The 16247-nt window shown below is 63.0% G+C and carries 14 protein-coding genes; 8 read left to right on the plus strand and 6 right to left on the minus strand.

Going from position 1 to position 16247, the window contains the following annotated elements; translation table 11 throughout:
- Positions 1-38 precede the first annotated feature (38 nt).
- From ACH488_RS03470 to ACH488_RS03480, 3 genes are read right to left on the minus strand one after another with little or no spacing between them, the layout of a single operon-like run.
- Positions 39-1241, minus strand: coding sequence for a DUF4350 domain-containing protein (locus ACH488_RS03470; protein WP_397322294.1), 1203 nt, complete (start codon positions 1239-1241; stop codon positions 39-41).
- The gene (locus ACH488_RS03475) at positions 1238-1918 is read right to left on the minus strand and encodes a DUF4129 domain-containing protein (protein WP_397322295.1); all 681 of its coding nucleotides are present in this window, start codon (positions 1916-1918) and stop codon (positions 1238-1240) included. The genes ACH488_RS03470 and ACH488_RS03475 overlap by 4 nt, the downstream gene beginning before the upstream one ends.
- Complete coding sequence (locus ACH488_RS03480) at positions 1915-3096, minus strand: glycerophosphoryl diester phosphodiesterase membrane domain-containing protein (RefSeq protein ID WP_397322296.1); 1182 nt, start codon at positions 3094-3096, stop codon at positions 1915-1917. The genes ACH488_RS03475 and ACH488_RS03480 overlap by 4 nt, the downstream gene beginning before the upstream one ends.
- 361 nt (positions 3097-3457) lie before the next feature.
- Here ACH488_RS03480 and mtrA point away from each other — a divergent pair, with 361 nt between their 5' ends.
- The 7 genes from mtrA (at position 3458) to secA (ending at position 13833) form a co-directional block, all read left to right on the plus strand.
- A complete protein-coding gene (mtrA, locus tag ACH488_RS03485) occupies positions 3458-4132 on the plus strand; it encodes an MtrAB system response regulator MtrA (RefSeq protein ID WP_347107889.1) in 675 nt (224 codons plus the stop codon).
- Positions 4133-4238: 106 nt separating this feature from the next.
- Positions 4239-6068: an MtrAB system histidine kinase MtrB gene (mtrB, locus tag ACH488_RS03490; RefSeq protein WP_397322520.1), complete on the plus strand. Its 1830-nt coding sequence runs from the start codon at positions 4239-4241 to the stop codon at positions 6066-6068.
- Complete coding sequence (locus ACH488_RS03495; protein WP_397322298.1) at positions 6065-7780, plus strand: LpqB family beta-propeller domain-containing protein; 1716 nt, start codon at positions 6065-6067, stop codon at positions 7778-7780. Before mtrB ends, ACH488_RS03495 begins: the two co-directional genes overlap by 4 nt.
- Positions 7781-7946: 166 nt before the next feature.
- Positions 7947-8867, plus strand: coding sequence for a ComF family protein (locus ACH488_RS03500; protein ID WP_397322299.1), 921 nt, complete (start codon positions 7947-7949; stop codon positions 8865-8867).
- Positions 8868-9010: 143 nt separating this feature from the next.
- Positions 9011-9739 carry a ribosome hibernation-promoting factor, HPF/YfiA family gene (hpf, locus tag ACH488_RS03505; protein ID WP_397322300.1) on the plus strand — a complete coding sequence of 243 codons (729 nt, stop codon included), beginning with the start codon at positions 9011-9013 and terminating at the stop codon, positions 9737-9739.
- A 29-nt stretch (positions 9740-9768) separates the two neighbouring features.
- Positions 9769-11049 (plus strand): winged helix-turn-helix domain-containing protein, encoded by a 1281-nt coding sequence (locus ACH488_RS03510; protein ID WP_397322301.1) that lies wholly within the window; start codon positions 9769-9771, stop codon positions 11047-11049.
- A 42-nt stretch (positions 11050-11091) separates the two neighbouring features.
- Complete coding sequence (secA, locus tag ACH488_RS03515) at positions 11092-13833, plus strand: preprotein translocase subunit SecA (RefSeq protein WP_397322302.1); 2742 nt, start codon at positions 11092-11094, stop codon at positions 13831-13833.
- A gap of 90 nt (positions 13834-13923) precedes the next feature.
- Here the strand turns inward: secA and ACH488_RS03520 are convergent, their stop codons facing one another.
- The gene (locus ACH488_RS03520) at positions 13924-14346 is read right to left on the minus strand and encodes an Rv3235 family protein (RefSeq protein ID WP_397322303.1); all 423 of its coding nucleotides are present in this window, start codon (positions 14344-14346) and stop codon (positions 13924-13926) included.
- Between the two features lie 131 nt (positions 14347-14477).
- Positions 14478-15143 carry a LysM peptidoglycan-binding domain-containing protein gene (locus ACH488_RS03525; RefSeq protein WP_397322305.1) on the minus strand — a complete coding sequence of 222 codons (666 nt, stop codon included), beginning with the start codon at positions 15141-15143 and terminating at the stop codon, positions 14478-14480.
- Positions 15144-15408: 265 nt separating this feature from the next.
- Between ACH488_RS03525 and ACH488_RS03530 the strand changes: the two genes are divergently transcribed.
- Positions 15409-15918 carry a hypothetical protein gene (locus ACH488_RS03530; RefSeq protein ID WP_397322306.1) on the plus strand — a complete coding sequence of 170 codons (510 nt, stop codon included), beginning with the start codon at positions 15409-15411 and terminating at the stop codon, positions 15916-15918.
- Between the two features lie 41 nt (positions 15919-15959).
- Here the strand turns inward: ACH488_RS03530 and ACH488_RS03535 are convergent, their stop codons facing one another.
- On the minus strand, positions 15960-16175 hold the full coding sequence (locus ACH488_RS03535) for a helix-turn-helix domain-containing protein (RefSeq protein ID WP_397322307.1): 216 nt from the start codon (positions 16173-16175) through the stop codon (positions 15960-15962).
- Positions 16176-16247 lie beyond the last annotated feature (72 nt).

The raw sequence follows: 16247 nt of genomic DNA on the forward strand, positions 1-16247 counted from the left end.
TCGCTCGGCGCTTTCCGTGTAGCTGCCTGGCTGGTTGCTCATTGGGCTGTCGCCTCCTGTTCGATTCGTTCCATGTGTTGTGCCCATTGCACGAGGTGTCCTTCAGTCTGGGGCTCTGCGTCGAGCAAGGTGAAACGGAGCTCCGGAACGGGTCTTCCAAAGCGTCGTTCCAAAGCCTCAATGACGGCGTCCGGTGTGGCTTCGGCACCGAGATTGAAGTGCCTGGCCAACCTCCACAGAGTTCCGGCCCGGATATTGTCCGCGGCTCGCTGCACGGCCCGGGAATCCTGGTAGAGCCGCGCCCGGCCTTCCGCGGTTTCAGCCGCTTTCACCACCACGGGCAGCGGCTCGTGGACCAGGGGACCCAGCCGGCGTCCCCGCCATGCGATGGCCAGTACCGCCACGAGGGCAAGCCAGGGACCCCCGACTACCAGCCAGGGTGGTGCCAGATCATTGAGGGTGGGGGTGGAACCGTCGGCTTCCAGGTCGGCGACGCCAGGCAGGTACCAGACGACGTGACCGGTGGTGCCCAGCGTGCGGAGCGAGAGCGCGGCGTGGCCCTCCTCGGCGAGGTGTGCGTTGTTGAGCAGATCGGTGCTTCCGAGCACCACCACCTTGCCCGTGGCGGAGGCTGCGTAGAGTCCGGGACCCCCCGCCCTGGTGGTGTAGCACGTGACCGGGCCCGTGTAGACGGTGCCTTTGCCGGCAACGTTGCCGGCAGCTGTCGCATCGGCCTGGCGGCAGGAGGGAGCCAGCACGCCGCTCGAATCTGGAACCACGCCGCTGGCCTGAATCTGGGCATCGAGGCCGCGCACGGTCCCCAACCGTGGTGATACCGCAACCACCTTCGCGGCGTCTGAGTCCCGCAACTCGGTGAGTTGTTCCCGGCCCAGGAAACCCCGGGGGTCGTAGACCAGCACAGTGGACTCCGGATTGTCCGCAACGGTGTCCAGCGTGGTGGCAAGGGAGTCGGTGCTGGTGACACGGACTCCGTGCCCGCCCAGGAGTTCGGCCAAGGCCATGGCGCCTTCCGGTCCGGGGTTGTTGGCCGATAGAGGCCGCGAGTCCGTCGCAGACGCTTGCTGCTGCACCACGAGGAACGTCACCAACGCGGCAAACAGGACGGCGAGCGCCACCCACTTCACGTTCTTCCGCAACCACTTGCCCCAGGTGGTGCCGGACCTCCCGTTGGTGGTGGCTTTGGGTGACGGCGCGCCGGCGGACGTCTCGGTGAGCGTCATCGCGGCACAGCCAATCCATTGCCGGCAGGCCCAGCGTAGGTGGGGGACATGCCCTGCATTTCCACGTCCAGTTGTCGAAGGGCCTCGAAATCCTGCTCGCGCGCCGCTTGGTCGCCATACAGGACTGCGTCAAAAACGCTTGCGGCGTCGGCCAGGCGATGGCGGATGGCTCCGAATGCCCCGCCCAGGTGGGCGGCGGCCTCATCGGCAGTCCTGCCTGCCCGCGACTCCAGGACGTCGCGTTCTTCCGCGGAGCGCACCAGGGAACGGAATTGATCGACGACGGCGGCCCGCCAGTTGCCGTCCCTTGCGGCAGTTGCGGCGCGTTGCCTGTACGCGGACGCGCCAACTACCGGCTCATTGCCGAACACCCCGGAAGGGGGCGTCTTGCGGCGTGCGTTCAAGCGCGGACGGACCAAGATGATGGCCACCACAATGAGCACCACGGCGAGGGTGATGATGAGGGGGACGGCCACACCATTTCCACCTGGGGTGCCGTCGCCTCCCAGGGAGTTGAGCCAGTCAAGGAAGTCACGCCATGCTTGGTCCAGCCAACTGGGACGCGCTTCTGCATACTTGCTCTTGCTGAGCTCTTCTGCAGCCCATCGCCGGGCTTCGTCCCGGTCCGGTGCCACGGGCGGTTCTTGCGCGACGGCCAGCGTCAGAAGTCCGGTCATACCGGAGGCCGTGGCCCATAGGGGACATCCGGCGTCGGTGAACCCGGAACAGGCCACGAACCGCTGTGCGGCTGCGTACCGGTATGACGGGCCCGAGGCCCACCCGGTACGCCGTCAGGGTCCGCGCCCGTCTCCATCAAGCGCATCAGCTCCACATCGAGGCCCTCACGCCGCATCCGGAGATCCACATAGATCAGCGCGGTCACCGACGTCTGGAAGGCAAAGGTCACCGAACCGACAAGCACGGCGATGATGGTGGAAATGATGGTGGCCACCAGGAAATTTGAACTCGTGGAGGCAGCGTCCGGGTGTGGGGAGAACACCGTTCCAACGCCTTCGGTTGCCAGGTTCACCGGGATCTGGACCACGTTGCCAATGACACCAACCATGATGCTCACCACCAGGGTGATGCCGAGGATGCGCCACCAACTGTTCTTGGTCAATTGCCAGGACCGCAGCAGACCGTCATAGATGCCCACCCGTTCCACCACGATGGCGGCAGGAGCGAACATGAGCTTCAGGCCAATCCAGACAAAAAGGACCAGCGCGCCGATCCACAACGGGATAACCAAGGCGATTCCTGCTGGTCCCATGGCCATCACCAGGAGCACGGCTACTCCCACAACTGCGGCAGCAGCCAAGAGGCCCACAAAGGTGAGGAGCGCCGCGACGCCGAGCAGCGGCCAGATCCGCCGCGCCGCAAGTTTCCACATCTGACGGAAGCCGGTCCGCCGGTTCAACACTGAGCGCAGGACCGGCACGGCGAAGGCTCCTTGCAATACCGAGCCGAGGAGGGCAGCGAGGATGGCCACGCCCATAATGGCAGCAATAAAGCCGATGACCGGACCCATGAAGTCATCGAGGTCTGCGCGCCGGTTCACGGATTGCAGTGACTCCAGGGCCGGCAGCACTGCCACGGTCAGGACGCCGCCAAGGATCCCGCTGGCTGCCTGCACAATAAGGGCCGAGCCCACCATCGATGCGGCATTCCGGCGGATGGTCTGGAAGGCGCCGTCAAAGAACTCGCCGAACTGCAGGGGCCGCAGGGGAATGACCCCGGGTTTGGGCGGAGCGACGTACAGTGGTTGGCCGTAAGGTTGGCCATGTTGCTGACCGTAGGGCTGGCCGTGCTGTGGACCGTACGGCTGCCCATACGGCTGGGGCTGCGCGCCGGGCATTCCATTGGGGGCCTGGCCCTGCCAGGGACCGTGCCCGGGAGGCGCCGGCCACTGCGGTTGACCGCCCCATTGCGGTTGGCTTCCCCACCCCGCCTGTCCGCCCGCCTGTGGCGGCTGGCCATGCTCTGGTTGTGTCACGAGTTCCTCCCCATGAGGCCCCGACCGCCGACCTTCGACGTCCCCCAAACGGACCTGGAACCCAGCCTATAATCCCTTTGCCATCACTCCTAGCATTCGCATGATTCCCCGCATGCAGGAGGTGTTCCTGCCGGTGCAGTACGGTGGAAGTGCTCCTGGGGGACGCCATGCCGTGCGCCCCCGCCAACAGGACAAAGGGTTGTCGATAAGGGAACATATAACTATGAAGGCACGCATTCTGGTAGTAGACGACGACGAAGCGCTCGCAGAAATGATTGGCATCGTCCTGCGTAATGACGGCTTCGAGCCCGTGTTCTGCGCAGACGGCGGCCAAGCCCTCGACGTCTTCCGTTCGTCCAAGCCGGACCTCGTCCTCCTCGACCTCATGCTTCCCGGTTCGGACGGAATCGAAGTGTGCCGCCAGATACGTGGCGAGTCGGATGTTCCCATCGTGATGCTCACCGCGAAATCCGACACCTCGGATGTCGTCCGTGGTTTGGAATCGGGCGCAGACGACTACGTACCCAAACCCTTCAAGCCTGCTGAGCTTGTTGCCCGCGTCCGGGCCCGCCTTCGTCCGGGTGAGCAGAAGGCGCCGGAGACCTTGCGCATCGCCGACGTCACCATTGACGTTGCGGGCCACTTGGTGACCCGTGGCGGGGAGCGCATCTCGCTGACCCCTCTTGAATTCGACCTTTTGGTGGCCCTGGCCCGTAAGCCGTGGCAGGTCTTCACCCGGGAGCTGCTCCTTGAACAGGTGTGGGGATACCGGCACGCTGCCGACACCCGATTGGTGAATGTCCATGTCCAGCGTTTGCGTTCCAAGATTGAGCGTGATCCGGAAGCGCCCGAGGTTGTCTTGACGGTGCGTGGTGTCGGATATAAAGCAGGTTCCTGACTCACCCGCCGGCGAGGCCGAAACGGCCGGGGCCAAGCGCGGAGCCTCAGCCCCGGAGACCACCGGGGCACCTTTGGCGAACCCTGGGGAAACTCCTGAAGAACCAATGGGCCCCGGCTCCCGCCGCAACAGTGGAACTGTGAAATGGTTGGCCACCAGGGCAAGGATCTGGACGCGGCGTGGGCTGATCCTTGTCCTTCGGGTTTCCCGTCTCGTGGCGATCGGAATACGCCAGATCCGGCCGGGCCTCCGGTTCCTGTGGCGGTCGCTGTTGCGGCGCTGGCGGCGGTCCCTCGAGTTCAGGACAGTGCTTACCACGCTGCTGCTTGCCATCACGTCCTTTGCGATCGTTGGTGCCTACCTCTCCAACCAGATCGCCAACAACCTCTTCCAGGAGCGCCTGGCCCAGGCGGAATCGGAATCGCGCTACAACGTCAAACAGGTCCAGGACACGTTCGACGGCGCGCAGGTCACCGACCAGTCCAGCGTCATCACCTTGGTCTACGACACGCTTACGGCAGTCGAGGGCCGGGGATCCGTTATTCAACGGCGCTATGTTTTTGAAGCAGTTCCCGAGCAAACCAAGCCACGCAACCGGTGGGTGGAGTCCCGGGCCTCCGACCAACTGACCGTGCGGGTCATTCCACCGGAACTGCGGAAGGCCGTCCAGGACGGCGGCAAGCAGCAGTTCTGGGCGTCGATGGAGTTTCCCGTAGGGAACGAGGACCGGCCGGGCATTGCCGTGGGAAACAAGGTCACCTTCAACGGGACCATGTATGAGCTCTATTTGATCTATGACCTCAACACCGCCCAGAAGACCCTGGACGAAATCCAGAACGTCCTCTGGGCCGGTGGCGCCGCGTTGGTCCTCATGATTGGTGCCATCGCCTGGTATGTGACGCGAAACGTCGTGAGCCCTGTCAGCCACGCTGCAGTAGTCTCCGAAAAATTGGCGGCAGGCCAACTCCAGGAGCGCATGGTGGTCAAAGGCGAGGACGAAGTGGCACGCCTTGGTGCCTCGTTCAACCACATGGCCGCAAGCCTGCAGGAGCAGATTACACAGCTGGCCACGTTGTCCCAGATGCAACAGAGATTCGTTTCCGACGTCTCCCATGAACTCCGGACGCCGCTGACCACTGTCCGCATGGCGGCAGAGGTACTTTTCGATGCCCGCGAAGATTTCGACCCCATGAACAAGAGGTCGGCGGAACTGCTCTACAACCAGGTGGAGAGGTTCCAGTCGCTGCTCTCCGATTTGCTGGAGATTTCCCGCTTCGACGCGGGGGCGGCCATCCTGGATGCCGAGCCGCAGGACATTTTCCAGGTCCTCGGACACGTCATGGAGGGCGCTGCGCCGGTGGCAGCCGAGTATGGCTCCGAAGTCCGCCTGAACGCCAGGGACAAGGCCATCGTGGTGGAAATGGACTCCCGCCGGATCGACCGTATTCTCCGCAATCTCCTGCTCAACGCTTTGGAACACGGTGAAGGCCGGCCGGTCCACATCTCGGTTGCCGCCAACCAGGATGCCGTTGCCGTGGCCGTCCGTGACCACGGAATAGGGATGAGCCAGGCCGAGGCCGCCCGCGTCTTCGACAGGTTCTGGCGTGCCGATCCCGCCCGTGCCCGAACAACGGGCGGCAGCGGCCTTGGACTCTCGATCGCGGCGGAGGACACCAAACTCCACAACGGCTGGCTGCAGGCGTGGGGACGCAAGGGGGCCGGCTCCAACTTCCGGCTGACGCTTCCCCTGCGCCAAGGCGGAACCATCCTCAAGTCGCCGCTCCAGTTGGAGCCGGCGGACATCGACCTCCCGGACACCGGCATCGAACATCAATTGCTCGTCCTGGATCCTGGCCCGGCGGCGGACACGTCCGGAACACACGGTGACCCTGCCGGTTCCGAGCTGCCGCCCAGCACCCCGGGAGGCAAGGAATGAATGCAGCCAAGTCCCTCCGGCGGGTAGCCATCGCGGTGATGGCAGTCCTCGTGGTCCTCCTGGCGTCCTGCGCCCAGATTCCGCGGTCCGGGCCCGTGGGCAAGAGCAAGGACGAGAGCGCCGGAAATTCGAACGCCCCGGTCTTCTTCCCGGCAGCGCCACGGGCCGGTGCCAGCCCGGAAGCGGTGATCGAGGACTTCTACATGGCCGGCAGCGGTTATGAAGACGACTACCCTGTGGCACGGCAGTACCTGACCCAGGCGCAATCCGTGACCTGGAAGCCGGACAAGCGGGCCCTGGTCTTCCGTGAAGCCCAGGTGGTCAAAACCGCGGTCGAAAACGAATACGTCTACGAACTCGACCTCGCCTATTCCGTGGACGCCGACGGCATCGCCACCCAGTACCCGCCGGGGACCAAGGAATCGATACCCGTCACTCTTGACCAAGTTGAGGGGGAGTGGCGGATCTCCAAAGTGCCCGATGGCACGGCCATCCCCGAGGAGACCTTCAAGGTGATCTACGGGGCGTACCCCATCTACTTCTATGACCCCACGTTTACGTATGCGGTTCCCGACTACCGGTGGTTCATCAAGAAGAAGACCGTCAAGTCGATGACCAGCGCTTTGCTGGCCGGTCCGGCACCCTACTTGCGTGGCGCCGTCGTGAGCGCCTTCCCGTCGGGCATCAAACTCGCGCGGGAGTCGGTCCCGGTGGTTTCCGGTGCTGCCCAGGTGGACCTGTCCGCCAAGGAGCTTTTCGATGCCTCGGCCGAAGACCGGCAGCGGATGCAGAACCAGCTGGCGCTGACGTTCAGGAGCCAGCCGGATGTCATTAACGTCCAGCTCCGCGCGGACCAGGATTTGGTACGCGTGGACGACGACGGTTCGGTCCTGCCGCCGGTGGTGGACAAGAGTGTCCCGGCCCGGCAAATCGCCGTCAACAACGGAGACCTGGTCCGTTACGAGAACAACAGGGTCTCGCCCCTTCCGGACATCCAATCTGTAGCCGGGCTGGGACCCCATTCGCCGGCGGAGTCACCCGTTTCGCAAACGGCGGCTTTCCTCAATGGAGACCGGACAACCCTCTACTCGATTGAACCGGGCCAGCCGGCACGTCAGCTGACAACACGCAGTACCCTAACCGGTCCTTCGTTCAGCCCCCAGGATTGGGTGTGGACGGCGGGTCCCGGGGCCAACGGAGCTACCGAAATCGTGGCGTTCAAACCAACGGGGGTAGCACAGGGGATGGCCATCCCTTCCGCCACGATCACACCAGCCTGGCTTTCCGGACGGACCGTCAAGGAATTCAGGGTTTCTCGCGAGGGCGCCAGGGCACTGATCATTTCGGTGGCCAGCGGCAAGACGGCGGTCCAAGTGGCCGGCATCGTCCGGAACCCCGATGGGACGCCCAAGGACCTTACGGCGCCCGTCACCCTCTTCACCAATTCGTCTCCGGACCAGGGGGCATGGGTCAACGGGTCCACGGTGGTTGTGATGGCCGCGTCAGCGACGGGGACGGTTGTGCCGGAACTGCTTTCGCTGGCCTCTGGGGATCCGCAGCAACTGGCGCCGTGGGACGGGCTCACCAGCCTGAGCGCCGGAAACGGTTCTGAGCAGATCTACGGCCAGTCGGCGGCCGGAGTCTTCCAGCGCGTCGGCAACGGTTGGGAACTGCAGCTGAAGGGTCCCACCGAACCCGCATTCCCGGGCTAGGCGCTTGTTTTCCACATAGCGGCCGGGTGTCGGTGCCGGGCTTGTCCTGCACTGGAAAGCTTGGAACATGTCTTCCCAACGCCTTCGCCCAAGGAACTCCGGCGTTAACGTGCGCAAAAGCCCGAAGGCGAGGGTGGATCCCGACCTTGAAGGAAGATTCCCCGTCATGGCGGCCAGGCGCGGTGACCCTGCCCGCCGGGTAGCCCGGATCGTCTCTGCGTTCCAACTGGGGGTCTGCGAGGTCCTGAACGTCTTGGTTCCGGTGGAATGCGTTTGTTGCGGGGTCGAAGACACCGTGCTGTGCGGCATTTGTGCCAAGCGCATCCGGCTGCTGTGCAGGAACCCATTCCGCGCCGAGCAGGAATCGCCCTACCTGGTGGAGCTCAACGGAACCGCGAAACTCGGCGTGGTTGCTGCGGGGCCCTACCGGGACGAGCTTGCCACGGCAATCCTGTCGTTCAAGCATGCCGGCCAAGGACGGATGGCCACGGTCTTGGGACCGTGCCTGGGCAGGGCAGTCAAAGCTGCCGTTGGCCGGGAACAGGGCCTGGTCCTGATTCCGGTACCCAGCAGCGGAAAAGCGTTCCGCAAACGTGGATTCAGTCCTGTCAACGTGCTGCTGGCCGCGGTGCGGCGTCGACGCCTCCTGGAGGATTGCCCCACATGGGACGCCTTGCGCAAGAAGGGCGTCGTTCCATTCTCTGGATTCCAGGTGCGTGAGGCCACGGTGTTCTTCGCCATGGCCATGGATGCGGTTGTGGGTCAGGCCGGGCGGCCAGGCGCCGGTGGCCAGAAAGGACTCGGCCGTGGGGAACGGGCACGGCGGGTGGCCGGTTCCATGGTTGTGAAGCCGGCGTTCCGGTCCAAAGTCCGAGGGAGGAAGTGCATCATTGTTGACGATGTCCTGACAACCGGGGCCACCTTGGCTGAAGCAAACAGGGCCTTGCAAGCGGCAGGGGCCACGGTTTGCGGTGCCATTGTCCTGGCGGCCACGAGGCCACCAGCCTACGCCTCTTTCGCTGCTGGGGACGAGCCCTCCGCAGTGAAGAAGACGCAAACAAAAAATAAGTGGCCAAAGGATGAATAACTCGTGCCGATGAACTAACGTCGATTATGGGTACCAAGAACAGATGTACCTGTCGATAGCGGCTCGGAAAGGGGCTCGACTGTCCGTCAGACCGGCCCCAAACAGAGTCGTTGTCGTGTCACCTGAGTTATTTGGAGGGCACCATGGAGTTCATGATCAGCGGACGAAACCTGACCGTTTCCGATCGCTTTCGCGAATACGCCGGCGAGAAAATCTCAAAGATTGAGTCGCTTGGGGATAAAGTCCAGCGGGTAGACGCCAAGGTTTCCAAGGAAACCAACCCACGCCAGATACCTGGCCAGCTCACCGTTGAAGTGACCGTCCTGGGCCGCGGCCCCGTAATCCGCGCAGAGGCCACAGCCGCTGACAAATTTGCTGCCTTCGATCTCGCCTACAACAAACTCCTTGAACGGCTGCGTCGTGCCAAGGACAGGAAGAAGGTGCACCACGGGCGGCACACGCCCAAGGCAGTCCGGGAAGCAACGGCATCCCTTGAGCCCGCCAGTGCCAGTGAGCCGATCTACGCCGAAGCAGGCAACCACCAGGCTCCCGTACTGCAGGCCGATGAACCGTCGCCGTACGACATCGAGAACGACATTCCGGCCGGCGACTCACCGGTACTCATCCGGCGGAAGGTGTTCCCCGCAGCGTCACTGACTCTCGACGACGCCGTGGACAACATGGAACTCGTGGGACACAACTTCTACCTGTTCCTGGACAAGGAAACCAACGCACCATCCGTGGTTTACCGGCGAAGCGGCTGGACCTATGGTGTGATTACCCTTGACTCAACGTGTGAACCCGGCGAGGACGCGGTTGAGGAAAAGATCCACGCTTACCGTTCCGATGATCAGGCGGCCACAGCCAAGTAGGGCACAGCCGCCCCAATGAAAGGACTTCAATGACCGCTTCGCTGAGCCTCTCGCAGGCACGGCGTATGGCATTGGCAGCCCAAGGATTAGCAAAAGCCCGGCCCACCGGACCTGTCACAAGACGGGCGGTGGGCCGGACTTTTGCCCAACTGCAATTGGTACAAATCGACTCAGTCAACGTCTTGGCGAGGAGCCACTACCTGCCTTTCTTCTCCAGGCTGGGCAGCTATGACCCCGCGATCCTGCAGGCCATGGCAGGGCGGCCACCCCGAAAGATGATGGAGTACTGGGCACACGAGGCCAGTTTCATCAGGCCGGAGCACTTCCGGGACCTGCTGCTGTGGCAGAAACGCGTCTGGGTGGGCGCACACCGCATGGACCCGGCCATCCGAGGGGACATGGAAGCCAGGATCATGGCCGTACTGGCAGGGAGCCGGCCGATGACAGCCGCTGAGTTGACCGCCACCTTGGGACACGACGAGGACCCGGGACGGGATAACTGGGGTTGGAACTGGAACGTGGTCAAACGGGTGCTTGAACACCTGTTTGAGGAAGGGCGCATCTCGGCCGCCTCCAGGACCACACAATTCGAACGGCGCTACACGCTGACCTCAAGGGTCTACCCCGGGGACCCCGCCCCGTCCACGGACCTGGAAGAGTCCATGGACCGGTTGATCGAGGCCGCAGCCCGTGCCCACGGAATCGGGACAGTGCGGTGTTTCGCGGACTACTTCCGGACGCCAGTGAAAGCCGGTGCGGCGTCAGTCCAGCGGCTGGTCGAGGCTGGACGCTTGGAGAAAGTATCGGTGCGGGGCTGGGCACGGGATACCTACCGGCATGTCGAAGCGAGGGTCCCGCGCAAGGCCGAGGGCCGTGCTTTGCTGAGTCCTTTCGACTCCCTGGTTTTTGAGCGACGCCGCCTTGAGGAACTGTTCGGGTTCCATTACCGCATTGAGATCTACACTCCGGCAGCCAAACGACGCTTCGGCTACTACGTCCTGCCGTTCCTGCTTCGTGAAGAAATGGTTGCCAGGGTGGACCTTAAAGCCGACAGGGCAACCGGACGCCTCCTGGTCCGTTCGGCGTTCGGCGAGCCAGGTGCCCCGGCGGACACCGCCGTCGAGCTTTCTGCCGAACTCAACCTCATGGCCGAATGGTTGGGACTGCAGGACATAGTGGTGGAGCCCGTTGGCGACCTTGCTGCCGGGCTCGCCGAGGCCGTGTCCGCAAGGCCTTCCCGGCTGGTCTCCGCAGACAATCCGCTGACAGGGAAAACCGACAACGTGGCCTTGGTCTCTCCCGTAGACTGAAACAGCCAGAATTCGGCAGCATGAGACTGGGAGTAATTTCACGTGGCATCACTAATCGAAAAACTTCTCCGCACGGGTGATAAAAAAACCCTGAAGCAACTGCGGAACTATGCCGATTCCATCAATGCCCTTGAAGAGTCCTTCAAGACGTTCTCCGATGCCGAACTCCGCGAGGAAACAGATCGCCTGCGCTCCAGGCATGAAGACGGCGAGGCCCTGAACGACCTCCTCCCCGAAGCGTTCGCCGCCGTCCGGGAGGCGTCGTCGCGCACCCTGGGAATGCGGCACTTCGACGTCCAGCTCATGGGTGGCGCCGCGTTGCACCTGGGCAACATCGCCGAGATGAAAACCGGTGAGGGCAAAACGCTCGTTGCCACCGCGCCGGCCTACCTGAACGCCCTCACCGGCAAGGGCGTACACGTTGTCACCGTGAACGACTACCTCGCGGAGTACCAGTCCGAACTCATGGGACGTGTCTACCGTTTCCTTGGACTTACCAGTGGCTGCATCCTGGCCAACCAGGACCCTGCTGTTCGCCGCGAGCAGTACGCCGCGGACATCACGTACGGTACCAACAACGAATTCGGCTTCGACTACCTGCGCGACAATATGGCGTGGGACGCAAGTGAACTCGTCCAGCGCGGCCACAATTTTGCCATCGTGGATGAAGTGGACTCGATCCTGATCGACGAGGCCCGTACACCGCTGATCATCTCCGGTCCGGCCCAAGGAGACACCAACCGCTGGTACAGCGAGTTCGCCAAGGTGGTCCTGCGCCTCCAGCCCGAGGTGGACTACGAAGTGGACGAAAAGAAGCGCACCGTCGGCGTCCTGGAAGCCGGCATCGAAAAGGTCGAAGACTACCTCGGCATCCAGAACCTCTACGAGTCCGCCAACACTCCGCTGATTGGGTTCCTCAACAACGCCATCAAGGCAAAGGAACTCTTCAAGCGGGACAAGGACTATGTCATCCTCGACGGCGAGGTCCTGATCGTCGACGAACACACAGGCCGCATCCTGGCCGGACGCCGCTACAACGAGGGCATGCACCAGGCCATCGAGGCCAAGGAAAACGTTGAGATCAAGGCCGAAAACCAGACCCTGGCCACGGTCACGCTGCAGAACTACTTCCGAATGTACTCGAAGCTTTCCGGCATGACCGGTACGGCCGAGACAGAGGCGGCCGAGTTCATGAGCACCTACAAGCTGGGTGTGGTGCCCATTCCCACCAACCGTGACATGCAGCGCATTGACCAGTCGGACCTCGTGTACAAGAACGAGATCGTCAAGTTCGACGCCGTAGTCAAGGACATCGCGGAGCGGCACGAAAACGGCCAGCCGGTCCTGGTAGGCACCACCAGCGTCGAAAAGAGTGAGTACCTCTCCAAGCTCCTGGCCAAGGAGGGCATCCGCCACGAGGTCCTCAATGCGAAAAACCACGCGCGGGAAGCTTCCATTGTGGCGCAAGCCGGCCGCAAGGGCGCCGTCACCGTGGCAACCAACATGGCCGGCCGCGGTACGGACATCATGCTGGGCGGCAACGCGGAATTCACCGCCATCGCCGAACTGGCTAAGAGGGGCCTCGACCCGGAGGAAAACTCGGAGGCCTATGAGGCCGCCTGGCCTGAGGCGCTGTCCGCCGCCAAGCAGGCTGTCAAGGACGAGCACGAGGAAGTCCTGGACCTCGGGGGCCTGTACGTCCTGGGCACGGAACGCCACGAATCCCGGCGCATCGACAACCAGTTGCGTGGACGTTCCGGCCGCCAGGGCGACCCCGGCGAGTCGCGGTTCTATCTCTCCCTCACGGACGACCTCATGCGGTTGTTCAACTCCGGCGCCGCCGAGAGGCTGATGAACAGTTCGGTTCCGGACGACGTCGCGTTGGAGTCCAAACTGGTGTCCCGTGCCATTGCGTCGGCCCAGGGCCAGGTGGAAGCCCGCAATGCTGAACAGCGCAAGAACGTCCTCAAATACGACGACGTCCTGAACCGGCAGCGTGAGGCCATCTACGGGGACCGCCGCAGGATCCTTGAAGGTGACGACCTCCACGAGAAGGTCCAGTACTTCCTGGAAGACACCATCAATTCCCTCATCGACGCTGCCACAGCAGAGGGAACGGGCGACGATTGGGACTTCAACCAGCTGTGGTCCAACCTGAAGACGCTGTACCCGGCAACGGTCACTGCCCAGGAGATCATTGACGAGGCCGGTGGCAAGTCGAAGGTCACACCGGAGTTCCTTCGTGAAGAGATCCTTTCCGACGCACGGCTGGTCTACCAGGCACGCGAAGAAGCCATCGGCGCCGAGAGCATGCGCGAGCTGGAACGTCGCGTGGTGCTTTCCGTGTTGGGCCGCAAGTGGCAGGAACACCTCTACGAGATGGATTACCTCAAGGAGGGCATCGGCTTGAGGGCGATGGCACAGCGTGACCCGTTGGTGGAGTACCAGCGTGAGGGCTTCACCATGTTCCAAGGCATGATGGAAGCCATCCGCGAGGAGAGCATTGGCTTCCTGTACAACCTGGAGGTGGAAGTCACCCCGGCCGAAGACGTCGTAGTGGCGGACGACACCGCCGCAGGCGCCCACACGGAACACCACGATCCGCAGATCCGCGCGGCTGGGTTGCAAGCGCCCGAACGCCCCGCGCAGCTGCAGTACACCGCGCCCGGTGAAGACGGAGCTACCCAGACGCGCATCGAGGCCAGGTCCTCCGGACGTTCTGGAAATCCTGCCAAGGCAGCTGCCCAGGAGCAGCGTAAGCCTGCAAAGAAGAAGCGCCGGTAGCTTTTCACAAGCGCCTTGCGTGAAAACAGGAGGCCCGTAGCCGTCCAGGTTGGACGGTCACGGGCCTTCCTTCCGTCAATCGAGCGTGCCTCAGCCGATCTCCAGCGCTGTTACTTGCCACGCGCTGGCGGAGAGCTCCAGCCTCATGGCTATCGCCCGGCACCGCAGATCCTCTGCAACCACGATTGTGGCCTCGTGGATCTCGTCAGATATGCGGCAAACACGGACGGAACGGACCATTGGACTCAGGTGGATCCGTTGCGGGGCCCGGGACCGGACGACGAAGTCCCTTGTCAGGCCAGCCCTGTGCTGGAGCGCAAGATAGCAGTCGGCATCCAGGAATCGTGCGAGTTGTTGCACGGGCCGGGTGCCGGCCAGGACTTCGACCGCTGCTTGTGCGATGCTGCGTGCCACCAAGCGGACATCGACATTTGCCGCACCGGCGCCTTGCGTGGCGGCCGTTCGTGCCGGCGTCGGGACAGCCGTGAGACGGCGAGCCGTGGTTGCAGTCATGGTCAATCCTCAGGAGTAGGCATTCAGAGCCCGGCGTGGGGATTGCCTGGCTCAAGTGGCTTCTTCTGGGATTGGCTTTGGATGCGTGAACGGTGTCCCTGAGCGGACAGTCTTCAGCTGATGACGGTGGCTCAGCCCATTGGCGGTGGCTGCAGCACTTGGCCCGGACGGAGGACAGCGGGATCATCGCCGATGGTGGACCGGTTGGCCTCGTACCAGCGGGGCCATTCCCTTGCGATTTCCACGTCAGTTGCCAGCGGTCCGGAGCGGTGGGCTGCGATGGACCAGAGGGTATCTCCGTCCATGACAACGATGCCGGCCTTCCGGGGAGTGCTTGAGGCGTTGTCCCGGGAAGCCGAGCGGCTCAGTAGTCCAGGTTCGACGATTTGCGGACTTGGCATCCACTGCGGGGTGGGCTGACCTTCGGAACGTTGCCATTCGGGCGCTCCGTGTGCTGGTGTGCTTGAGATGCCGGGATGCCAGCCGGGTTCCGGTGGTGTGTCGGAGTGAGCTGCTGCCACGCCGAGCAAGTTGACGCTCAGCAAAGCAAACGTGAGGCGCAGCATGAACCCGGGGCTGTACTTCGCTACGACCCTGGCCTTGGATCTCCGACCCGACCTTTGCAATGTGGCGGCCAGGAAAGCAAGCACGAAGGTCAAGAGCCACCAGGCCACAACGACCAGTCCAAGGACGTTGGCCGTGAGGCCAAGAAGTTGTTCCACACTGAGGGCTTGCGGTGCGCCAGCATGGCCGCGGTCCGTCAGGAGCTGCCCCGCAAGTACCAAGAGGACGCCCAAGACGAGAATTGTCCCGGCGACAGCAACGTCGTTCCGTTGTGGAGCTTTACCCTTGCCCATTCAGTCCCTGCCCGTATCATGCGTTTTGATGATGTTTGATGCATTTAGGCCATTCTTGACATGTTTGGTTGCTTTGTCCAATCGCCATGTCAGGCTTTTGGGCGTCGCCTTGGTGCGGGCCTGGTGTAGAGCCTACTCTGGGCAGATGAGATGGGACTCTCTATTTGAGGACTTGGAAGCACAATTTTCCGGGGAACACACGCGGATGCAGGAAGCGGAAATCACCGAACGGGCCCGCGTTGAACTGGCACAGCTTGCGCTCGGAGACCGGCTGCGAGGTGCTGTTGGCCACGAATTGGTGTTGGTACTTGTTAGTGGCGAGCGCATTGCGGGAGTCCTTGGACATTTGGGCAAGGACTGGTTGGTTATTTCCCAGGGCACCCGGCAATGGCTGGTGCCTTGGTGGTCTGTCAGCTTTCTCGAAGGCTTGGGTCGGTTGGTCCGGAAGCCGTCCCCGGGTGTCGGAGGAAGCCTGGTTATGGCCAGTGCCCTCAGGGGCCTGGCCAGGAACCGGGCGGAGGTTGCTGTGCATGTCGCTTCGGCAGGTCAGGTCAGCCGCGTCTTTGAGGGTGTCATTGACAGGGTTGGGTCGGACCATCTTGATGTGGCTGTGACCAGGGGCGAGGCGCGGCGGGCGGGTGCCGTGGTCTCGGTTGTCACCGTGCCCTTCGCAGCTTTGGTGGCGGTCCGTTCCCTGGGAGGACAGGACTACTAAGGCTGCCTGCCGGCCGTCAGGCAGCCACGAGCGACTAATGCCTAAGCGCTTTTGGTCTTGGATCTTTCGATCATCCGGCTGGCTTCGGCGTATCGCTCCTCAATGTACTGCTCAAGCATCTTCTCTTCGATGCGCCATTGGCCGCGGCCTCCCACTTGGATGGCCTTCAATTCTCCGCTGCGCACCAGCGCATACGCCTGGGGTGAGTTGATCTGCAATTGTTCGGCGACATCCGCCAGAGTCAGGAAACGGGGCATGGGTATATTTTGCCACTGGTTGGCTGGTTTGGTGCAGTTATCCACAATTTCCGGCACTTTGCCCCCATTGGC

This window comes from Paenarthrobacter sp. NPDC018779 (genome assembly GCF_044391085.1).
Lineage (GTDB): Bacteria > Actinomycetota > Actinomycetes > Actinomycetales > Micrococcaceae > Arthrobacter.